This window comes from Nonomuraea sp. NPDC050536 (assembly GCF_044457685.1).
Lineage (GTDB): Bacteria > Actinomycetota > Actinomycetes > Streptosporangiales > Streptosporangiaceae > Nonomuraea.
Map to the genome: position 1 here is coordinate 502,099 of NZ_JBITHD010000001.1, position 19,556 is coordinate 521,654.

The 19,556-nt window shown below is 71.2% G+C and carries 18 protein-coding genes; 7 read left to right on the forward strand and 11 right to left on the reverse strand.

Annotated features, from left to right (window positions below; translation table 11 throughout):
* Nucleotides 1–3: 3 nt before the first annotated feature.
* Genes ACIBHX_RS02690 through ACIBHX_RS02705 form a run of 4 tightly spaced genes read right to left on the reverse strand, consistent with a single transcriptional unit; the run spans nt 4 to nt 4,399 of the window.
* Nucleotides 4–1,599: an MFS transporter gene (locus ACIBHX_RS02690; protein WP_397063547.1), complete on the reverse strand. Its 1,596-nt coding sequence runs from the start codon at nt 1,597–1,599 to the stop codon at nt 4–6.
* A 16-nt stretch (nt 1,600–1,615) separates the two neighbouring features.
* Nucleotides 1,616–2,035, reverse strand: a complete 420-nt coding sequence (locus tag ACIBHX_RS02695; protein WP_397063549.1) for a hypothetical protein — start codon at nt 2,033–2,035, stop codon at nt 1,616–1,618.
* Nucleotides 2,032–3,549, reverse strand: a complete 1,518-nt coding sequence (locus ACIBHX_RS02700; RefSeq protein ID WP_397063551.1) for a hypothetical protein — start codon at nt 3,547–3,549, stop codon at nt 2,032–2,034. Before ACIBHX_RS02700 ends, ACIBHX_RS02695 begins: the two co-directional genes overlap by 4 nt.
* A gap of 58 nt (nt 3,550–3,607) precedes the next feature.
* Nucleotides 3,608–4,399 carry a DUF4253 domain-containing protein gene (locus ACIBHX_RS02705; protein WP_397063553.1) on the reverse strand — a complete coding sequence of 264 codons (792 nt, stop codon included), beginning with the start codon at nt 4,397–4,399 and terminating at the stop codon, nt 3,608–3,610.
* Between the two features lie 69 nt (nt 4,400–4,468).
* Here ACIBHX_RS02705 and ACIBHX_RS02710 point away from each other — a divergent pair, with 69 nt between their 5' ends.
* Together ACIBHX_RS02710 and ACIBHX_RS02715 are read left to right on the forward strand one after the other, a co-directional pair.
* Nucleotides 4,469–5,077: a response regulator gene (locus ACIBHX_RS02710; protein ID WP_397063555.1), complete on the forward strand. Its 609-nt coding sequence runs from the start codon at nt 4,469–4,471 to the stop codon at nt 5,075–5,077.
* Nucleotides 5,074–5,649: an HAD family hydrolase gene (locus tag ACIBHX_RS02715; RefSeq protein WP_397063557.1), complete on the forward strand. Its 576-nt coding sequence runs from the start codon at nt 5,074–5,076 to the stop codon at nt 5,647–5,649. The genes ACIBHX_RS02710 and ACIBHX_RS02715 overlap by 4 nt, the downstream gene beginning before the upstream one ends.
* Here ACIBHX_RS02715 and ACIBHX_RS02720 read toward each other — a convergent pair.
* The 3 genes from ACIBHX_RS02720 to ACIBHX_RS02730 all read right to left on the reverse strand — a co-directional run bounded on the left by ACIBHX_RS02720 (nt 5,646) and on the right by ACIBHX_RS02730 (nt 8,607).
* On the reverse strand, nt 5,646–6,449 hold the full coding sequence (locus tag ACIBHX_RS02720; RefSeq protein ID WP_397063559.1) for a MerR family transcriptional regulator: 804 nt from the start codon (nt 6,447–6,449) through the stop codon (nt 5,646–5,648). The two genes, ACIBHX_RS02715 and ACIBHX_RS02720, sit on opposite strands and share 4 nt — an antisense overlap.
* A gap of 52 nt (nt 6,450–6,501) precedes the next feature.
* Nucleotides 6,502–7,125: a TenA family protein gene (locus tag ACIBHX_RS02725; protein ID WP_397063560.1), complete on the reverse strand. Its 624-nt coding sequence runs from the start codon at nt 7,123–7,125 to the stop codon at nt 6,502–6,504.
* A gap of 402 nt (nt 7,126–7,527) precedes the next feature.
* Nucleotides 7,528–8,607 carry a TIGR03118 family protein gene (locus ACIBHX_RS02730; RefSeq protein WP_397063562.1) on the reverse strand — a complete coding sequence of 360 codons (1,080 nt, stop codon included), beginning with the start codon at nt 8,605–8,607 and terminating at the stop codon, nt 7,528–7,530.
* An 89-nt stretch (nt 8,608–8,696) separates the two neighbouring features.
* Between ACIBHX_RS02730 and ppgK the strand changes: the two genes are divergently transcribed.
* From ppgK to ACIBHX_RS02750, 4 genes are all read left to right on the forward strand, one after another.
* A complete protein-coding gene (ppgK, locus tag ACIBHX_RS02735) occupies nt 8,697–9,410 on the forward strand; it encodes a polyphosphate--glucose phosphotransferase (RefSeq protein ID WP_397063563.1) in 714 nt (237 codons plus the stop codon).
* Between the two features lie 267 nt (nt 9,411–9,677).
* Nucleotides 9,678–13,550 carry an ATP-dependent RNA helicase HrpA gene (hrpA, locus tag ACIBHX_RS02740; RefSeq protein ID WP_397063565.1) on the forward strand — a complete coding sequence of 1,291 codons (3,873 nt, stop codon included), beginning with the start codon at nt 9,678–9,680 and terminating at the stop codon, nt 13,548–13,550.
* Entirely contained in the window at nt 13,547–13,942 is a 396-nt protein-coding gene (locus ACIBHX_RS02745; protein WP_397063567.1) for a DUF1992 domain-containing protein, read from the forward strand. The genes hrpA and ACIBHX_RS02745 overlap by 4 nt, the downstream gene beginning before the upstream one ends.
* On the forward strand, nt 13,939–14,595 hold the full coding sequence (locus tag ACIBHX_RS02750; protein ID WP_397063569.1) for an HAD family hydrolase: 657 nt from the start codon (nt 13,939–13,941) through the stop codon (nt 14,593–14,595). The genes ACIBHX_RS02745 and ACIBHX_RS02750 overlap by 4 nt, the downstream gene beginning before the upstream one ends.
* Here the strand turns inward: ACIBHX_RS02750 and ACIBHX_RS02755 are convergent.
* Together ACIBHX_RS02755 and ACIBHX_RS02760 are read right to left on the reverse strand one after the other, a co-directional pair.
* Nucleotides 14,592–14,888, reverse strand: coding sequence for a hypothetical protein (locus tag ACIBHX_RS02755; RefSeq protein WP_397063571.1), 297 nt, complete (start codon nt 14,886–14,888; stop codon nt 14,592–14,594). The two genes, ACIBHX_RS02750 and ACIBHX_RS02755, sit on opposite strands and share 4 nt — an antisense overlap.
* A 29-nt stretch (nt 14,889–14,917) precedes the next feature.
* Entirely contained in the window at nt 14,918–16,720 is a 1,803-nt protein-coding gene (locus ACIBHX_RS02760; RefSeq protein ID WP_397063572.1) for an ABC transporter ATP-binding protein, read from the reverse strand.
* A gap of 70 nt (nt 16,721–16,790) precedes the next feature.
* On the opposite strand from ACIBHX_RS02760, the gene ACIBHX_RS02765 reads away from it, so the two are divergent.
* Nucleotides 16,791–17,210 carry a MarR family winged helix-turn-helix transcriptional regulator gene (locus ACIBHX_RS02765; RefSeq protein WP_397063574.1) on the forward strand — a complete coding sequence of 140 codons (420 nt, stop codon included), beginning with the start codon at nt 16,791–16,793 and terminating at the stop codon, nt 17,208–17,210.
* 41 nt (nt 17,211–17,251) lie between these two features.
* Here the strand turns inward: ACIBHX_RS02765 and ACIBHX_RS02770 are convergent, their stop codons facing one another.
* On the reverse strand, nt 17,252–18,325 hold the full coding sequence (locus ACIBHX_RS02770; RefSeq protein WP_397063576.1) for a hypothetical protein: 1,074 nt from the start codon (nt 18,323–18,325) through the stop codon (nt 17,252–17,254).
* 60 nt (nt 18,326–18,385) lie between these two features.
* A complete protein-coding gene (locus ACIBHX_RS02775) occupies nt 18,386–19,537 on the reverse strand; it encodes a PucR family transcriptional regulator (protein WP_397063577.1) in 1,152 nt (383 codons plus the stop codon).
* Nucleotides 19,538–19,556: the final 19 nt, after the last annotated feature.

Sequence of the window (19,556 nt, forward strand, 5' to 3'; positions counted from 1 at the left end):
CTTCTAGGTGAGCGTCGACCCGGCCTCCACGACGGGGGCCGGGTCGGCGCCCGCTCTCGTCGTCTCCACGCCGAAGAACAGGACGGCGAGTACCGCGAGCACCAGGGGGATCGCGCCCAGCAGGGCCGTGGCCCCGATGGAGGGCGCGGCAGCGCCTGCCACCAGGAACGCGGTGACCGCGACGCCGCCGAACTTGCCGACCCCCGCCGACAGGCCGGAACCGCGGGAGCGGACCCGGGTCGGGTAGATCTCCGAGGAGTAGGCCGCCAGGACGGCGGCGATCGTGGCCGTGCCCACGATCGGCCCGGCCAGCAGGACGTACAGCCAGGTGCGGTCCTGGGCGAGCGTCTCACCGGCGAACGACAGCACGACCAGCGCCGCCCCCACCAGAGTCGACAGCACGATGATCGTCTTCTTGGCGCTCCACAGCCCGTACATGGCCGCCGAGATGAAGATCAGCGGCAGGCCCAGCAGCGCCGAGTCGCGCAGCGCCCGGTCGGCCGTGGGCTGGTCGAGCCCGAGCTTCTGCAGGTTCGACGGGATCCACAGCTGGAAGCCGTAGGTGACCAGGCCGATGCTCAGCCCGAGGATCACCACGGCCACCGTCAGCCCGCTGAACGGGGCACGGAACAGCCGCGAGTAGCCGCCCGTCTGCTCGTCCTCGACCAGCTCGACGGCCTCCGTGGTGGTGGCCGCGCCGTACCTGGCCATGATCCTGCGCGCCTCCTCGCCGCGTCCGTGCGCCAGCAGGAAGCGGGGCGACTCAGGGATGAAGCGGTTGAGCAGGATCAGGAAGACGCCGGTCGGCATGCCGATCAGCCACAGGATCCGCCAGGAGTAGGTGGGCGCGAGCGCGGCCGACAGCCAGCTGGCCACCACGTAGGCGATGGCCAGGTTGCCGCCGATGAGCACCATCACCCAGCCCTTGTGCCGCGGCGGGATCGTCTCGGCCAGCAGCGAGAACGTGATCGGCAGCATGCCGCCCGCGCCCAGGCCCATGAGCAGGCACATGACCAGGTTCCACCGGATGTCGGGCATGGCGCCGCAGATGGCCGTGCCGATGAACAGCACGCCCGCGAACAGGATGGACGGTTTGCGCCCGATGCGGTCGCCCATCCAGCCCCACAGCAGCGAGCCCAGCACGGTGCCGGTCAGCCCGGCCAGTGGCAGGATCGCCGCCGGCCACTCGCCGTGCGGGTTGAGCGCCGAGCGCAGCCCGTACTCCTTGGCCATGCCGGGCACCACGAAGCCCAGCGTGATCGGCTTCATCGCGTCGATGATCACCGCGATGGACAGCACGACGATCAGGCCGATGTGCGCCGGGCGCATCCGCGCGTCGTCCAGCGCCCGCACCCGCGCCTCCCCGGCAGGCCGGGAGGCGAACGCGCCCTTCGGTATCAGGCCGTAGCCAGTGGCGGCCAGGCCTAGCACGATGAGGATCATGCCGATCGTCATCGGCGTGTCCATCATCATCCCGGCCAGCTTGTAGTGCATGTCCGCACCGTGCAGATACATCGGCAGGTGCAGTAAGACCCCCGCGGCCGTGGCCAGGAAACCCAGCCAGAAGTACAGCGGACGAGCCAGCTCGATGCCGCCCATGCCTCCCCCTTCGTGATCAGATCAGGCGGCCCCCACGCAGCCGCCACTGGACGAACAGCACCCGCATCGGGCCGTTCGCGAACAGCCACTGGCCGATCCAGACGATCGCGAACATGGCCGCGAACGCCCCGGCCGGCACCGGCCCCCCGACCCCCGGGATCAGGCCGCGGTCGAGCAGCACCCACATCAGCAGCCCCTCGGGGACGATCGCGACCAGGCCGAACAGCGTCGGCCAGTCCTTGTCCCAGCGGAACTGCATGAGCAGGTGGTAGAGCAGCTCCCAGCCCACGCCGACCACGGCGACGGCCAGCAGCACGAGATAGGCGTCCACGAAGGACATCGGCAGCACCAGGGCCGACAGCGCGGTGAGCACGGCGCCCACGGTGGCCAGCAGGAAGAGCCGGGTCTGGATCCGCCCGGCCAGCGTCGGGATCACGACGGCCTCCGGTTGGCCGCCCACTTCGCCCACTGCGCCACCGACCTGATCGGTCCCAGCCGCGCGCAGAAGCCGCGCCCGGCCAGGTCGTCGGCGATGTCCAGGGCGGCGGTCTGCATGCCGAGGAAGCTGTCGACGGCCAGGAAGTGGTTGCCCGCCGTGGCCGCGCCCGAGGCGTACAGCGCGCCGCCGTCGCTGTCGGCGCCGATCACCTCGAAGTTCTTGCCGGTCAGCAGCCTGCCCGCGCGGTTGGTGAGCACGCCGCCGTGCCGTACCAGGTCGTCCAGGACGCGGTGCTCGTCCATGTCGGCCTCCAGGCCGGTGCAGTCGATGATGAAGTCCGACACGTACTGCATGGGCGCGGCGCCGTCGCTGCGGGTCAGCGTCACCAGGCGGCCGTCGGGGGCGCGGTCGATCCGGTCGACCACGGCCTGCACCGGGTGGTACCAGCCACCCTGGCGGCCCTGGCGCAGCTGCTCCTGCCAGCGGCGCAGCTTGGGCGTGGTGGTCCCGGCGACGGTCTTGGCGAGCCTGGCCCTGCGTTCGGCGTCCGCCTTGCGGAAGCGGGCCTTGAGCTGGCCGCCGAAGGCCGACTTGGGCATGGTGAACGCCTGGTAGGCCCACCCGTCGCCGCCCTTGCGCCGCATCCACGGGTTCGGCCCGTGCGAGCCGGAGACCCAGGTGCGGAACAGGTGCACGATCTGGGTCTGCAGGCCGTGCCGCTGCCGGTCGTCGATCAGGCGCTGCAGCACCCGCGAGGCCACGATGCCGGCCCCTCGCACCACGACCACGCCGGGGCGCGAGCGCAGCCGCTCGTAGACGTGCTCGTGCGGCTCGTAGGCGTTGACCACCCGGTAGCGCTCGCCGTGCGCCTGCCGGAAGTCCTGCAGGTCGTCCAGGAACTTCAGCCCCGGATAGCCCACCGCCAGATGCACGTACTGCGAGCGGATCACCACCCGCTTGGTCGGGCCGGTCCCGGCCGGCGGGGTGAGAACCGTGAAGTAGCCGCCGCCCGCCCGCTTCCTGACCATCCGGACCTGCCCCTTGGCCAGCGTCTCCCAATAGCCGATCCGGTCGGCCTCGCGGCGCAGGCTCCGCGTGACCATGCCCGAGCGCGGGCTGTAGAAGTCGGCCAGGACCGGCTCGGCCAGCACCTGGTAGACGGGCTTGAGCGTGCGCTCCTGCCAGGCCTCCTGCAGGGCGTAGGACGGGAAGCCCCAGAGGTTGTCCGGCCGGGCGCCGGAGTCGGAGCGGATCCGCTCGTGCGCGGGCAGCTGCGACACGCGCGTCAGGTACTCCCACGTCTGCCAGGGCGAGTCGGAGGTCGACAGCACCCTGATCGAGGTGGTCGGCACGCCCCGGATCCGCAGGGCGTCGACCAGCGTGAACGAGCCGATCCCGCCGCCGACCGACACCAGCGGCACGTCGAAGACCGGGATGCCCGCCCGTTGCACCAGCTCGTCGGCCCACAGAGGGGAGTCGAGTAACTCCGGTGTGAGATCGCCCCGCGACATGCTGTTATGCCCCCTTACGAGGACCAAAACTAGCGTAAAGATCCACAATTGTGGAGCGTCAGTCCCACCAGAAGGACCAGGCGTGGCTGCCGATGATCTGCTCGGCGTATCCCCGCAGATCTCCCGCGCCCTGCACCACGTTGTCGGGGCAGAACGTCCAGTGCTCGGCCGCCACGTGCAACGCGTGGTCGGGCTCGACCGGCGGCGCGGCCACGCTCACCTCCAGCGTGTTGAAGCCCATGCCGACCACCCGCGCGCCGAACCGGTCCTCCCAGCTGCGCACCACCGCGGCCAGCGGCACCATCCACTCGTTGTGGTGCAGCGCGCCCTGCCAGCCCATCGCCACCAGCGCGTCGGCGCCCCGGTTGACCGCGGCCAGCCCCAGCGGCATGCCCCTGCCCGCCAGCTCCTTGGCGTACCAGTCGGCGACCGCGCCCGGGTCGGCCACGTACTGTCCTGGCGCGGCGGGGCCGGGGCAGTACGCGCCGAACGGCTCCACCTCCTCCAGCGCGCCCCGCGGCATCTGCGCCACCCACTCGCGCCACACCTCGGCCATGAACCCCTCGGCGGTGAAGTGGCCGATGAGCGCCGTGTCGTCGGGCACCACCTGCCCGGCCGACCACGGCTGGGCGGTCTCGTCGAGCAGGATCGGCCACAGGCCCGTACGCGGGTGCTCCGAGCGCAGGCGTGCCCACTCCTCGCCGCTGGCCGGCTCGTCGCTCATCCAGAACGCGGGCCTGGCCGCCTCGGCGAACTCGGGATCGGGCCAGACGAGACCGCCCTCGGGCAGCCCCGAAGGCACCGTGCGCCCCCGGCCGCCGTCGGCGAACAGCCGGCTCAGATCGTCCATTGCCTACCCGTTACCGTCGCATTCCGTCTCGGAGATGGTAGTGCCGAGCATCCGGCTACGGTTGTGCCCATGGCCATCCGGGTGCTGATCGCCGAGGACCAGGGCATGATGCGGGACGCCCTGGCGCTGCTGCTCGGGCTCGAGGAGGACCTGGAGATCGTCGCCACGGTCGCCTCGGGGGACGAGGTCCTGCCCGCCGCCCGCGAGCACCGGCCCGACGTGGCGCTGCTGGACATCGAGCTGCCCGGGCGCAGCGGCCTCGACGCGCTGCCCGAGCTGCGCGCGCAGCTGCCCGGCTGTGCCGTACTGGTGCTGACGACCTTCGCCAGGCCCGGCTACCTGCGGCGGGCGATGGAGGCGGGCGCGGCCGGCTTCATGGTCAAGGACGGGCCGGTGGAGGAGCTGGCAGCGGCGATCAGGCGGGCCGTGGCGGGGGAACGGGTCGTCGATCCCACGCTGGCCGCCGCCGCGCTGCACGCCGGACCCTCACCGCTGACCGACAGGGAACGCGACGTGCTGTCCGTCGCGCTGGACGGGTCCACGATCGCGGACGTGGCGACGCGGCTGCACCTGTCGGAATCCACGGTGCGCAACCATCTGTCGTCGGCCATCGGCAAGACGCACACCAGGAACCGGATCGAGGCGGCCCGGCTCGCCCGGCACAATGGGTGGCTATGACGGGTTATGACGCGGTGCTCAGCGACCTCGACGGGGTGCTGCGCCTGTTCGACCACTCGCGCCAGCGTGACATCGAGGCGCGGTACGGCCTGCCGGTGCTCTCCGTGGCACTGGACCCCACCCTGATCATGCCCGCCACCCTCGGGCACATCACCGAGGCGCAGTGGCTGGAGTCGATCGCCGAGGCGCTCGGCGGCGACGAGCGGGCCAGGCAGGCGGCCCGCGAGTTCGCCGAGGTGCCCTTCTGGGTCGACGAGGACGTCAGGACGCTGCTGGCCGGCGCGCAGGAGCGGGTCCCGGTGATCCTGGTGACCAACGCCACGGACACCCTGGAGGCGCACCTCGACCTGCTCGGCCTGACCTACTTCGCCGACGCCGTGGTCAGCAGCGCCCGGGTCGGGGTGGCCAAGCCCGACCCGCGCATCTACGAGATCGCGGCCGAGCAGGCGGGCGTCCCGCCCGAGCGCTGCCTGTTCGTGGACGACCGCCTGGAGAACGTCGAGGGCGCCCGCGCCCTCGGCATGATCGGCGTCCACTACACCTGCGTGGCGGACCTGGCGGCCGCCCTCTAGAACGGGCCGGCCAGGTCGCTCACCGGCTCGTCCTTGCCCGCCGTACGCGGGTCGGCGTAGAAGAGCTGGCGCGGCGGCCCGGTGAACTCCCGCTCGCCGGCCCACTCGCCCAGCGCCTGCATGGCCCGCAGCGCCCCGGCCGCCCCCAGCTGCTCGGTCGTGAGCCGCACGTACGCCTCCTTGTGGGCGGGATCGGTGCGCACGGTGAGGTCGGGGAAACGCTCGTGCAGCGCGTCCGCGACCTCGTCCGGCACGGGACGGCAGAACTCGGCCGGCCCGTCGCTGTCGGCGCTCACCTCCCCGTGGAACAGCAGGAACGGCGCGCCCTGGATGCCGTCGAGCGCCGGCATGCCTGCCAGGCGGTTGATGAGCTCCATGGTGAACGCGCCCACCTGGTCGGCCGTCACGTGGCGCGTCGCCGTCAGCAGCACCCGGTCCGGCAGGTCGCGCTGGTGTACCTCGAACATGGATCTGTCCTTCCCTGTGAGTTGCTCGACGAGGAAGGCGACCAGATCGGCGCGCTGCGCGTGCTTCGCCGCTACTTCCGCCCAATACGCGGAAATTTCGGCAGCTGCCCTGGTCTGGGGGAGGTCGCAGATGACCCTGATCCGGGCCAGCGGCATCCCCAACCGCCGCAGCAGCCCGACGAGCCGCGCCCGCTCCAGCTGCTCCGGCTCGTACATCCGGTAGCCGTTGAACGGATCCACCCGCGCGGGCACGATCAGCCCGAGCTCGTCGTAGAGCCGCAGCGCCTTGGGCGAGAGTCTCGACTCCTTGGCGAACGCCCCGATCGTCAACATCGGCCGCCTCCTCGTGTCGCCACCCACGCTGTGGCTTCCCCCAGGGGCAAGGTCAACCTGCGGCCATGTCGAAGAACCCGCGCTCCAGCTCGACCGCCCGGCGGAAGGTGTCCTCCAGGCCCTCCCGCTGCGCCTCGTCCAGCCGGTCGAGCTCGCCGCGCAGGAAGGCCACCCACTCGCGGAACGCGGGGCCTTCATGCAGCTCGATCCACTCGCGATGGATCCAGCTCGCGGTGTACGGCTCGGCCGCCCGCGACGCCCAGCCCAGGTAGGTCCACTCGGCCACGCACAGCACGGCCACGATCGACGGGTAGTCCTGCGACCTGCGCACCTCGTCCATCAGGTTCCTGAACGCGGACGTGGCGGGCTCGAGCCGCGGCGTCGTCGTGCCGCCCAGCTCGGCCAGCGCGCGGTGGAAGTAGGTCTTCTCCTCGGTGGTGGCCACCTGGCCGAGGAACCTGGCGTACGGCACGCGCGCCTCCAGCGTGTCCGCACTCGCCACGGCCGCCCCGAGCAGCGCGGTGAAGGAGTCCACGAACTGGAAGTCCTGCTCCAGATACCGCCGCATGTCCGCCCGGCCCTCGATGATCGCCGTGGCGAACGGGTGGTTCACCACCGCGTCCCACTCGTCGGCACATCGCTCACGCAGCCACTGGCTGAAGGATCGCTCACTCACGCCCTGACTCTAGCGATGCCCCTGTTCTCGCACGGCAGGCCGCACTCCAGCTGGGGTCCCGGTCTTTCTGGGTGTTCTCGTACGGCAGGCAGCACCCCGGCTGAGGGCCCGATCTTCCGGGTGTTCTGGTACGGCAGGCCGTCCCACCGTCCGCCCGCCGTACTCCGGCTGAGGGCCCGCGGGCGGCGCTTCTGGCGAGTCGGGGACGGTCGCCCGCCGTCACGGCGCACGGGACCCGCCTGACCCACCAAGGGGATCCCGTGCGCCGTAACGGCGGGCCACCCCGCATCGCCGCAGGAGCGTCTCCCTGGACGGAGCCCCGCCGAAGTGCGGCGGGTGGCGGTGGGGCGGCCTGCCGTACGGCAGAGCTCTCTTGCACGAGAGAGCCCGCTCTACGGAGGGCTAGTAGCCGCTGTTGTAGGAAGAGGTCGGCGAGGACGTGGGCGTGGGAGTGCCCGTGGAGGTGGCGCCGGCGGGGCGGATGAGGCCGAGGAGGCCGTGCTGGCCGCCCTCGATGCCGGCGGCGTACCACAGGGCGTTGTCGCCGCCGTTGGCGGCCGTGCCGGGCTCGAGGTCCCATAGACCCGGCAGCATGATCGGGCGGCCGTCGGCGCCGCGCAGCGCGCCGAGATGGCGGCCGTGGCGGTAGGCGTGGATCGTGCCGTCGCCGAAGTTGCCGATCAGCAGCGCCCCGCGCCACAGGCCGAACCCGCGCGGCGCCGTCGTGATCGCCCACGGGGCGTTCAGCCCGCCCGTGATGCGCCCGGTCAGCCGGCCGTCGGCGTTGAAGCGGCTGGCCACGCCCGAACCGGGCACCGCCTTGCCGGTGGCGGGGTCGCGCTTGGCGTAGGCGATCCAGACCGAGCCGTTGGCCACCGCCACGTTGAACGGGTGGAACTGCTCGGGCACCGCCGGGTCCGCGAACTGCCAGTGCGCCAGGCGGATGCGCCGGAAGTCCTCGTTGAAGGCGTGCACCCGGCCGCCCGCGAAGTCGGCGGCCAGCAGGAAGTCGCCGTCGGAGGTCCGGACCAGGGCCAGGCCCTTGTAGTCGGCGCCCCGGGTGAACGCCGCGATGATCGCGTTCTTGGGGTCCGCCTCGGCGTTCCAGCCGGTGATCGCGCCGCTGGGACTGGAGAAGATGAACGTGGCGGGCTTGCCCTTGACGGTGAAGCCCTCGCCGGAGTTGAACACCTGCCCGGTCGGCGAGCCGCCCGGGATGGCGACCTCGGCCTGCTCCTTCTTGCCCTGGCCCGAGTAGACCGTGGCGGTGCCCGTGCCGGCGTCGGAGACCCACAGGGTCTTGCCCATGGCCAGCCCCCACGGGTTGACCAGCTTGGGATCGGTGACGGCGGCCTTGCCCTTGACGTCGGAGACGAGGTTGACCACGTCGAATCGGGATCTGGTGGCGGCCTCCGCGGGAGTGGTGAGAGTGGCTCCCAGAACGGCCGCGACAGCGCAGAGCGTGATGATGCGTGCCCGCATCCGAGCCTCCTTGGAATGGCTTGTGACGCGAGATACGCGTGGTGCGCATGCGAGGTTCATTCCCGGCCAGGAACGGGGAGTGTCCAGATATGGAAGTTCTGGGCATCGATATCGGCGGTTCCGGGATCAAGGGCGCGCCCGTGGATGTCGCGTCGGGGCAGCTCACCCAGGAGCGGCTGCGCATCCCCACGCCTCAGCCCGCCAGGCCCGAACCCGTCGCCGAAGTGGTCGCGGAGATCGTCAAGCACTTCTCCTGGAGCGGTCCCGTCGGGGTGACATTCCCGGGAGTGGTCATGGACGGCGTCGTCCGCACGGCACCCAACCTGGACCAGGCCTGGGTCGGCGTGGACGCCGGCAAGCTCTTCGACGGCGCCCGCGTGCTCAACGACGCCGACGCGGCCGGCATCGCCGAGGTCACCTTCGGTCAGGGGCGCGGGAAGCGGGGCACGGTGCTGATGCTGACGTTCGGCACCGGGATCGGCAGCGCCCTGTTCGTCGACGGCACGCTCGTGCCCAACACCGAGTTCGGCCATCTGGAGCTGCGCGGCAAGGAGGCCGAGCACCGCGCGTCCGACCGTGTCCGCGAGGAGCGCAACCTGAACTGGGACAAGTGGGCCGAGCGGGTGGAGGAGTACTTGCGCCACGTCGACATGCTGCTGTCGCCGTCGCTGATCATCATCGGGGGAGGGGTGAGCAAGAAGGCGGACAAGTTCCTGCCGCACATCAAGGTGGACACCCGCGTCGTTCCCGCCGCCCTGCAGAACGAGGCCGGCATCATCGGCGCCGCCCTCGTCGCGGCCTGACCCCGCGGGCCGGGGTACGGCCGGCCGTCATCGGGACGAAAGTCCGAGAAATCAGGGGTTCCCGGGATGCAACCTCCGGGGCCCCCTGGGAGTCTCACTACCGAGACCGTGATTGCCCATGGCGTAACTCTGGGGAGAGTGGGCCGGCTGTGGGCGATCACGGTCTCCTGCTTGCACGGCGATATTGGGATGCGGAGCCGCGGGACGCTGAGGCACGATGGGCCGTTGGCTCCCGGTGCGCGGGGCTCAAATATCCTTGAAAGCAGTATGGGAACCTCTGCGTTGTCCTCTCCTCTCGCCGACCTCCAGGCACGCCTGCCCGAACTCATGCCGCGCGACCAGCGGCGGTTGCGGCGCAGGCTCGACGGCGTGCGCCGGGTCCGCTCCCGCGAGGCCCGTGACAAGATCGCCGCCGAGATCCTGGCCGACATCGAACGGGCCGAGCGTCGCCTGGAGACCCGCCGCGCAGCCGTACCGGTAGTGAAATATCCGGAAAATCTGCCGGTCTCGCAGCGGAAGGACGACCTGCTCGAGGCCATCCGCGACAACCAGGTCGTGATCATCGCGGGCGAGACCGGGTCCGGCAAGACCACCCAGATCCCCAAGATCTGCCTGGAGCTGGGCCGCGGCGTCCGCGGCCTCATCGGCCACACCCAGCCGCGCCGCATCGCCGCCCGCACGGTGGCCGAGCGCATCGCCGAGGAGCTGGACACCCAGCTGGGCGAGGTCGTCGGCTACAAGGTCCGCTTCACCGACAAGGGCAGCGACCGCACCCTGGTCAAGCTGATGACCGACGGCATCCTGCTGGCCGAGCTGCAGAACGACCGGCTGCTCGAGCAGTACGACACGCTGATCATCGACGAGGCGCACGAGCGCAGCCTCAACATCGACTTCATCCTCGGCTACGTCAAGCAGCTCCTGCCGAGGCGCCCCGACCTCAAGGTGATCATCACCAGCGCCACGATCGACCCCGAGCGCTTCTCGCGCCACTTCGGCGACGCCCCGATCGTCGAGGTCTCCGGCCGGACCTATCCCGTGGAGGTGCGCTACCGGCCGCTGGACGAGGACGACGACCAGACGGCGGGCATCGTGGCGGCCTGCCGCGAGCTCGTCACCGAGGGCCCCGGCGACATCCTGGTGTTCCTGAGCGGGGAGCGGGAGATCCGCGACGCCGCCGACGCGCTGGGCAAGGCCGACTTCCGCAACACCGAGGTGCTGCCGCTGTACGCCCGGCTGTCGAGCGCCGAGCAGCACCGCGTCTTCCAGAGCCACACCGGCCGCCGGATCGTGCTGGCCACCAACGTGGCCGAGACGTCGCTGACCGTGCCCGGCATCAAGTACGTGGTCGACCCCGGCTACGCGCGCATCTCCCGCTACAGCCACCGCACCAAGGTGCAGCGCCTGCCCATCGAGGCCGTCTCCCAGGCCAGCGCCAACCAGCGCAAGGGCCGCTCGGGCCGCACCTCCGACGGCATCTGCATCCGCCTGTACGAGGAGGAGGACTTCCTCAACAGGCCGGAGTTCACCGACCCGGAGATCCTGCGCACCAACCTGGCCAGCGTCATCCTGCAGATGACCTCGATCGGGCTGGGCGACATCGAGGCGTTCCCGTTCGTCGAGCCGCCGGACAAGCGGCAGGTCCGCGACGGCGTCAACCTGCTGCACGAGCTGGGCGCCTTCGACGCCCAGGACAAGCTCACCCCGATCGGCCGCAAGCTCGCGGGCCTGCCCGTCGACCCCAGGCTGGGCCGGATGGTGCTGGAGGCCGAGCACAACGGCTGCCTGCGCGAGGTCATGGTGATCGCCGCGGCCCTGTCGATCCAGGACCCGCGCGAGCGCCCCGCCGACAAGCAGCAGCAGGCCGACGAGAAGCACCGCCGCTTCGCCGACCCCGACTCGGACTTCCTCGCCTACCTCAACCTGTGGAACCACCTGCGCGACAAGCAGAAGGAGCTGTCCTCAAGCGCCTTCCGCCGCCTGTGCAAGGCCGAGTTCCTCAATTACCTCCGTGTCCGGGAATGGCAGGATATTTACAGCCAAATCCGGCAGACCCTGGGCGTTCAGCCGGACAGCACCCCTGCTTCGCCGCTCGCCGTCCACACCTCCCTGCTCGTCGGCCTGCTGTCGCACCTCGGCGTCAAGGACGTCATGGAGAAACGCTCCGGTGACGGCCGTCGGCCGATCCAGGAGTACATCGGCGCCCGCAACGCCCGCTTCGCGATCTTCCCCGGCTCGTCCCTGGCCAAGAAGCAGCCCCAGTGGGTCATGTCCGCCGAGCTGGTCGAGACCTCCCGGCTCTGGGCCCGCGTCAACGCCAAGATCGAGCCCGACTGGGTCGAGCCGCTGGCCCAGCACCTGATCAAACGCAGCTACTCCGAGCCGCACTGGGAGAAGAACCAGGGCGCCGTCATCGCCCTGGAGAAGGTCACCCTGTACGGCGTACCGCTCGTGGTCGGCAGGAAGGTCAACTACGGCAGGATCGACCCGGACCTGTCGCGCGAGCTGTTCATCCGGCACGCGCTGGTCGAGGGCGACTGGGACACCCACCACGCCTTCCTCAAGGACAACCGCAAGCTCCTGGAGGAGGTCGAGGAGCTGGAGAACCGGGCCCGCCGCCGCGACATCCTGGTCGACGACGAGGCCCTGTTCGACTTCTACGACCAGCGCGTACCCGCCGACGTGGTCTCCGCCCGGCACTTCGACGCGTGGTGGAAGAAGAACCAGGACAAGGCCCTGCTGACCTTCACGCCCGAGATGCTCGTCAACGAGAACGCGGACGTCAGCACCCAGGACTACCCCGACACCTGGCGGCAGCTCGGCCAGCGGATGCGGCTCACATATCGATTCGCGCCGGGCCCAGATGATGAGCAGGGCGCCGACGGCGTGACCGTGCACGTGCCGCTGCAGGTGCTCAACCAGGTCGGCGCCGACGGCTTCGACTGGCAGATCCCCGGCCTGCGCGAGGAGCTGGTCACCGCGCTGATCAGGTCGCTGCCCAAGCACCTGCGCCGCAACTTCGTGCCCGCCCCCAACTTCGCCCGCCAGGTGCTTCAGAACGTGGGCAACCCCGACGGCGCGCTGCTGGAGACCGTCGAGCGCGAGCTGCTGCGCCTGACCGGCGTGCGCGTCCCGCACGACGCCTGGCAGCTCGACCAGGTCCCCGACCACCTGCGCATCACCTACCGGGTGATCGACGAGAAGAAGCGGACCGTCGCCGAGGACAAGGACCTGGACGCGCTCAAGCGCCGCCTGGCCCCGCGTCTGCGCAAGACCCTGTCGGCCGCCGGTGACGACCTGGAGCAGTCGGGCCTGCACACCTGGAGCGTCGGCACCCTGCCCAAGGTGTTCGAGCAGGGGCGGATGAAGGGCTACCCGGCGCTGGTCGACGAGGGCTCCAGCGTCGGCGTGAAGATCTTCGAGACGGCGGCCGAGCAGCGGCGCGCGCACTGGCCCGGCACCCGGCGCCTGCTCCTGCTGAACGTCACCAACCCGGCCAAGTCGCTGCTCGGCGGTCTGTCCAACCAGGCCAAGCTGGCCCTGTCGCGCAGCCCGCACGGCGGCGCGGTGGCGCTGTTCGACGATGTGGTGAACGCCTCGGCCGACAAGCTGATGGCCGACGTGGGCGGTCCTGCCTGGGACTCGGTCTCGTTCGACCGGCTCTACCAGCACGTGCGCGCCGAGCTGCACGACACCGCGCGCGACGTGCTGGACAAGGTGGAGCAGATCCTTTCCGTCTGGCACACGATCGGCGGCCGGCTCGACGGGCTGCGGGCCGGTCCCTCCACCGACGACGTGCGCGACCAGCTGGGCAAGCTGGTCTACCCCGGCTTCGTCACCGCGACCGGAGCCCGGCGGCTGCCGGACGTCTCGCGCTACCTGCGGGCCATCGACCGCCGGCTCGCCAAGCTCCCCGAGGAGCCGTGGCGGGACGTGGAGTGGATGGACCGCGTGCACGCCGTGGAGGACGCCTACCTCGACCTGCTCGACCGGCTGCACCCGGCCCGCCGTACCGACCCCGATGTCACCGAGGTCAGGTGGATGATCGAGGAGCTGCGCGTGAGCTTCTTCGCGCAGACCCTCGGCACGCCGACGCCCGTCTCCGAGAAGCGCATCGCCAAGACGATGGAGAGGCTCACATGACGGAACGCAAACCGCTCGGGATGAACTTCGAAACCTGGATCGACAGGCAGATCCGCGAGGCCGCAGAGCGCGGCCAGTTCGACGACCTGCCGGGCGCGGGCAAGCCGCTGCCCAATCGCGGCGAGCTGAACGACGAGAACTGGTGGGTCAAGCAGAAGATCGCCAGTGAAGGGCTGAAGATGCCGCTGCCGCCCACGCTCCAGCTGCGCAAGGACGCGGAGGAGGCGCTGGAGCTGGCGCATAAGGCCAGGTCGGAGGCCGAGGTGCGGCAGATCGTGGAGGAGGTCAACGATAGGATCCGTCAGGCGATAAAGACTGGTTTGTCCGGTCCGCCGCTGAACCTGATGCCCTTCGACGTCGACCGCGTCGTGGCCGAATGGAGAGCTCGTTGACGATCAAAGCCGTGGTGTTCGACGTCGGTGAGACGCTGATCGACGAGACGCGCATCTGGTCGCGCTGGGCCGACCGGCTGGGCGTGCCGCGGCTGACGTTCCTCGGCGTGCTCGGCGGCATGGCCGCGCTCGACCTCCCGCACGGGGAGACCTTCGAGGTGCTGCGTCCCGGGTTCGACGTGGACGCCGACATCGAGGCCTGGGCCCGCGACGAGCCCGGCAGCCTGCGTAACCACTTCGACGCCGACGATCTCTACGCCGACGTACGGCCGGCGTTCGAGGAGCTGCGTACGGCCGGCTACCAGGTGATCGTGGCCGGCAACCAGCCCACCACGGCCTACGACGCGCTGGTCGCGATGGACCTGCCCGCGGACTCGATCCACACCTCGGACGGCTGGGGCGTGGCCAAACCGGAGCCCGGCTTCTTCGCCAAGGTGGCGGCGGTGGCCGGCCGCGAGCCCGCGGAGATCCTCTACGTGGGCGACCGGCTCGACAACGACGTCCTGCCGGCGGGAGAGGCGGGCATGCGCACGGCCATGCTGCGCCGCGGCCCCTGGGGCTACCTGCACGCGCTCCGCCCGGAGGCGGCCAAGGCGGACGTCGTCATCGACGACCTGCGTGCCTTGCTGCCCTACCTCCGCGAGAACGCCTAGTACTCCTCGTCCGGATCAACCCGCACGGCCCGCTCCTCGGCGGACAGGTCGTCCCCGGCCTCGTCCCCCCAGTCCTCGGCGTACTCCTCCCCGTCGCTCGTCAACCGGTGCTCCTCGCGGGGTTCCCGCTCGCGCTCGGGCGCCTCCCGCCACAGCCGCTCGCCGATGGTGTCACGCTGCTCGGGGTCGTCCTCGGCGATCTCATGCTCCAGGCCGAGGTCGTCGTTCCACTCCTCGACCTCGATCTCCTGCTCGTCACTCAGCCCAAAACGGTCGGGCGGTCTCTCAGTCATACGCGCCCCCTACCCCTGACCTGGGTCTCCTATACGAGTTCGAGGGGGCGGTCGCGGGTGGTGAGGGTGGCGTAGTGGCCGTTGAGGGCGACGAGGGCGTCGTGGGTGCCGCGTTCGACGATGCGGCCGTGGTCCAGGACGATGATCTGGTCCGCGTCCCTGATCGTCGACAGGCGGTGCGCGATGGTGATGGTGGTGCGGCCCTGCGCCAGCGCGTCGAGCGCCTCCTGCACGGCGCGTTCCGTCTGCGTGTCCAGGGCGCTGGTGGCCTCGTCGAGGATGAGGATCGGCGGGTTGCGCAGCAGGGTGCGGGCGATGGCCAGGCGCTGCTTCTCCCCGCCCGAGAAGCGGTAGCCGCGCTCGCCGACCAGCGTGTCGTAGCCGTCGGGCAGCGAGGCGATGTGGCCGTGGATGCGCGCCGCGGTGGCCGCCTCGACGAGTTCCTCGTCGGTGGCGTCCGGCTTGGCGAAGCGGAGGTTGTCGGCGATCGAGGCGTGGAAGAGGTAGGTCTCCTGCGACACCACGCCGACCGTGCCGGCCAGTGACTCGAAGGTCAGGTCCCGCACGTCGGCGCCGTCGATGCTGACGTGCCCGCTGCTCACGTCGTAGAGGCGGGGGAGCAGGTAGCTGAGGGTGGTCTTGCCCGACCCGGTCTCGCCGACGACCGCGAGCGAGCTGCCCGCCGGAACGTCCACCGAAATGTCGGACAAAGTCGCGGACTCGGCGACATCGGGCACCGTCGCGGACTCGGCGGGATCGGGATCGGCGGGATCGGGTGATGCGGGGGGCTCGCCGTACGAGAAGGAGACCTGGTCGAAGCGGACGTGGCCGCGCGGCGACTCCAGCGAGCGGGCGCCGGGCCGGATGTCGACGGGCAGGTCGAGGTACTCGAAGATGCGCCCGAACAGGGCGAGCGAGCTCTGCACCTCCACCCCGAGCCGCAGCAGCGACACCGCGGGACGGAAGAGCGAGAGCTGCAGCGTGGTGAAGGCGACGAGGGTGCCGACCGAGATCGCGCCGGTGTAGCCGACCGCCCAGTAGATCAGCGCCGGCATCGCGGCCATGATGATCTGGATCGACGACTGCCGCCACCGCCCGGCCATGCTGGAGCGCACCTCCAGGTCCGCCAGCTCGTCGGAGGCCGTGGCGAAGCGGGCGGTGAGCTCGGGGGAGCGGCCCATGGTGCGCCCGAGCAGGACGCCGCTGATCGACAGCGACTCCATCACCAGGGACGACAGCCCGGCCAGCTTGCGCTGCCGTTCGGCGGTGATGCGGCGGCGCTCCTTGCCGACCTTCCTGCTGATCCACACGAACAGGGGCAGCAGGAGCAGCGACACCACGGTGAGCCGCCAGTCGAGCGCCACCATGGCCACGATCGAGGCGAGGACGGTGGTGAGGTTCGAGACGATGGAGGTGGCGGTGGAGGTGACCACCGACTGCATGCCGCCGATGTCGTTGGCGATGCGTGACTGCACCTCGCCCGTCCTGGTGCGGGTGAAGAACGCCAGCGACATGCGCTGCAGGTGGGTGTAGACGGCGGTGCGCAGGTCGTGCATGACCCGCTGCCCGACCGTGGTGGAGATCAGCGTCTGCAGCACGTCGAACACGCTGGTCGTGACCGCGACCGCGATCATGCCCAGGGCCAGCAGTGACAGCAGCAGCGTGTCGTGCGACGGGATCGCCACGTCCAGCACCTCGCGCAGCAGGAACGGCGAGGCCAGCGAGACCAGCGACGACAGCAGGATGAGTGCGCCCACCAGGGCCAGGCGGCCGCGATAGGCGCGGAAGAGTCCGATGATGCGCCCGAGCGGCGCGCGTGGTTCCTCTGCCAAGTAAAGCTCCTTTCAGATGTTCCCTCCAACAGAGGTTAGCTCATATTTGTTCCCGCTAAACTGTGTGGTCATGGAGGACGTGGAGCTTTCCGAGCTCCTGCATCGGGTCAGCCGGCGGCTGCGCTACGGCTACAAGCAGCGCCTGGAGCCGCTCGGGCTCAATCCCGGCCAGGCGCGGGCGCTGCGCGCGCTGGCCGAGGCCGACGGGCCGCTGCGCATGGTGCGCCTGGCAGAGCAACTGCGGATCGTGCCGCGCTCGCTCACGCCGGTGGTCGACGCGCTGGAGGAGGACGGGCTCGTGCGCCGCCAGACCGACCCGTCCAACCGCCGCTCGACGCTGGTGGTCCTCACGCCGGAGGGGCTCGCCACGCACGAGCGTTCCCGCGAGGCCCGCCGCCTCGCCGGCCAGGAGCTGTTCGCGGTCCTGTCCGAGGAGGAGCGCGAACAGCTCACCCGCCTGCTCGGCACGGTCGACGCCCAGCCGTCCTGACCCCGCCGATCCGGTACGGCAGGCCGGGGCGGAAGCCGTGGCTACAGCTCGACGCCGCCGATGACGGTGCCCAGGCAGGGGACGCCGTCCAGCAGGGACGCGTAGGGATAGCGGCCGCCGGCGGCGAACACGGCCAGGTCGGCCCGGCTGCCGCGACCCAGGGTGCCGATCCGCCCGGCCCCCTCGGCCAGGCCCAGCGCCCTGGCACCACCCAGCGTGGCCGCCTCGACGAGCTTGCCGTCCAGGCCGCGCGGGCGAGGGGTGCGCCCGCGCGCCTGCGCCAGCACCGTACGGGCCTGGGCCAGCGGGTCGCCCAGGCCGCCCGAGCCGAGCGCGACCAGGTTGCCCTCCTCGATCAGGGTCAGCGCGTCGTCCGGCGGCGGCGGGCACAGGGCGGCCACGGTGTGGCGCAGCCTCAGCAGCTTCCGCTCGCCAGGGTCGAGGGACCGCGAGCAGGCGGCGTGGCAGTGCGGTCCGAGGATGCCCGCCTCGTCGAGCGCCGCCAGGGAGTGCCGGTCGAGGTCGACCAGGAGCCGCAGCCCGAACGTCCTGGCCAGCACCGCCACGTCCTCCAGCACCTGGAGGTCGGCGGTGTACGCGGCGACGCCGATCGCGCTCGGCCGCTCGACCTCGCGGATCGCCGTGATCAGCAGGTCACGGTCCCGCTCGTCCCACTCCTCCACGCCGGGACTGGTCACCGGCACGTACCCGAGGTCCGGCACCCATCCCGCCTCGCCCGGCTCCCCGACGACCCCCGCCCGCGTCGTCACCCCGAACCCGGGCGCGCAAGACCGCTCTCCGGCCTGCGCCGATCGCCCCGGCGTACCGGAACCGGGTGTGCGGGATCCCGGCGCGCCGGGGTGGCGGCGGGTGGCCCGGGCGTCGACGAGGCCGGGCAGGAGGGCGCCGGGCCAGCGGCGCTCCCGCGTGACCGCGAAGAGCCCGAGGAGTTCCGCGCGCGGACCCACCCGCAGCACCCGATCACCCCTGATCGCGACGGCCCCGTCACGCAGTGGTTCCGTACCGATCGGCAGCACCAGCGGGGCCGAGTGGAGCACGACGGGTGCGGGCGCGCGCCGGCCCAGGACCGGACCGGCACGCGTTGCAGACGGCATGAAATCTCCCGTCGGATCTTTCCTTTCCGGCATTAAACGTGAGCCCGAGCGGCCACGCAATCACGCCCGGGCACCTGTGTCCCTGGGGCGGTAGCGACCCGAGAGACGGGCGAGTTTGAGGCTCAGGTGCAGCGCGAGCCGTTCCCCGCCGTCCTTCAGGTCGGTGGCGGCCAGCTCCTCCACCCGCTGCAGCCGGTAGTACAGCGAGGTCCTGTGCAGGCGCAGGGCCCGCGAGGTCGCCACCGCGCTGCCCGCCAGGTCCAGGTAGGTCTCCAGCGTCTCCAGCAGCGTCAGGTGCTGCTCGTCGGCCAGCAGGATCTCGAGCCCGGGATGCAGCTCGTCGTGCGGCACCCGGGTCAGCAACCGATAGACGCCCAGCCGCGCCCACTCCACCGAGTCGCCCAGCCCGGGCACCCGCCCGGCGACCTCCGCCGCGTGCAGCGCCTCGGTGTAGGACCCGGCGGCCTCGGCCAGCGACGGCCTGGGCCGGCCCACGCCGACCACGACGGGCACGCCCACGGCGGCGTGCACCTCCTCCATCGGCATCCCGCCCCCCGCCATGAGCAGCACGCCGTGGTCGTAGCGGACCAGATGCAGCGTGTGGTGCCCGCTGAGCCGCCGCCGCAGCGCCAGCAGCCCCTGCTCGAGCGCCAGCCTGACAGATTCGCCCGGCGCGGCCACGGGCCTGGCCACCAGGACGGTGACCGCCTGCGCCTGTGGGAAGGCGCCGGCCTCGATCAGCTGACGGGCCGCCTCCCGCTCGCCCAGCAGGACGCCGGTGACGGCCTCCAGCTCCCGGTGCGAGGCGAGACCGCTGGCCAGGCTCTCGTGGAACAGCGCCAGCGCCAGCGCGGGCACCGCCTCGGCCGCGGTCGCGACGTCCGCCGGGCTCATGGCGGGCTTGTCGATGAACCACAGGAACCCGAGCAGCGCCGAGTCGTGCCGGATCGGCACGCACACCCGCGGCAGCAGCCCCAGCGGGGCGGACCCCGGGGTGCGCAGCGGCCCGGTGGCCCCGTGGATGCCCGCGTCCCGCAGCCAGGCGCGCACCTCGGGCGTGGTGTGCCTGCGCAGGATCGAGTCGCGGCGGATGTCGTCCATGGCCCCGCTCTGCTCGCTGTAGGCCACCACTCGCTGGAGGCGGTCCTCCAGCAGCAGCGGCCGGTCGAGCCGGGCCGCCAGCTCATCCACGATCCGCTGAAGATCCGCCACAGCTCACCTGGACGTTTCT

Coding starts and splice junctions, on each gene's coding strand:
- ACIBHX_RS02700 (WP_397063551.1), bottom strand. CDS start 3,549: ATGTCGCGGGGCGATCTCACACCGGAGTTACTCGACTCCCCTCTGTGG.
- ACIBHX_RS02765 (WP_397063574.1), top strand. CDS start 16,791: ATGGAGGACGTGGAGCTTTCCGAGCTCCTGCATCGGGTCAGCCGGCGG.
- ACIBHX_RS02715 (WP_397063557.1), top strand. CDS start 5,074: ATGACGGGTTATGACGCGGTGCTCAGCGACCTCGACGGGGTGCTGCGC.
- ACIBHX_RS02690 (WP_397063547.1), bottom strand. CDS start 1,599: ATGGGCGGCATCGAGCTGGCTCGTCCGCTGTACTTCTGGCTGGGTTTC.
- ACIBHX_RS02730 (WP_397063562.1), bottom strand. CDS start 8,607: ATGCGGGCACGCATCATCACGCTCTGCGCTGTCGCGGCCGTTCTGGGA.
- ACIBHX_RS02705 (WP_397063553.1), bottom strand. CDS start 4,399: ATGGACGATCTGAGCCGGCTGTTCGCCGACGGCGGCCGGGGGCGCACG.
- ACIBHX_RS02745 (WP_397063567.1), top strand. CDS start 13,547: ATGACGGAACGCAAACCGCTCGGGATGAACTTCGAAACCTGGATCGAC.
- ACIBHX_RS02710 (WP_397063555.1), top strand. CDS start 4,469: ATGGCCATCCGGGTGCTGATCGCCGAGGACCAGGGCATGATGCGGGAC.
- ACIBHX_RS02770 (WP_397063576.1), bottom strand. CDS start 18,325: ATGCCGTCTGCAACGCGTGCCGGTCCGGTCCTGGGCCGGCGCGCGCCC.
- ACIBHX_RS02720 (WP_397063559.1), bottom strand. CDS start 6,449: ATGTTGACGATCGGGGCGTTCGCCAAGGAGTCGAGACTCTCGCCCAAG.
- ppgK (WP_397063563.1), top strand. CDS start 8,697: ATGGAAGTTCTGGGCATCGATATCGGCGGTTCCGGGATCAAGGGCGCG.
- ACIBHX_RS02755 (WP_397063571.1), bottom strand. CDS start 14,888: ATGACTGAGAGACCGCCCGACCGTTTTGGGCTGAGTGACGAGCAGGAG.
- hrpA (WP_397063565.1), top strand. CDS start 9,678: ATGGGAACCTCTGCGTTGTCCTCTCCTCTCGCCGACCTCCAGGCACGC.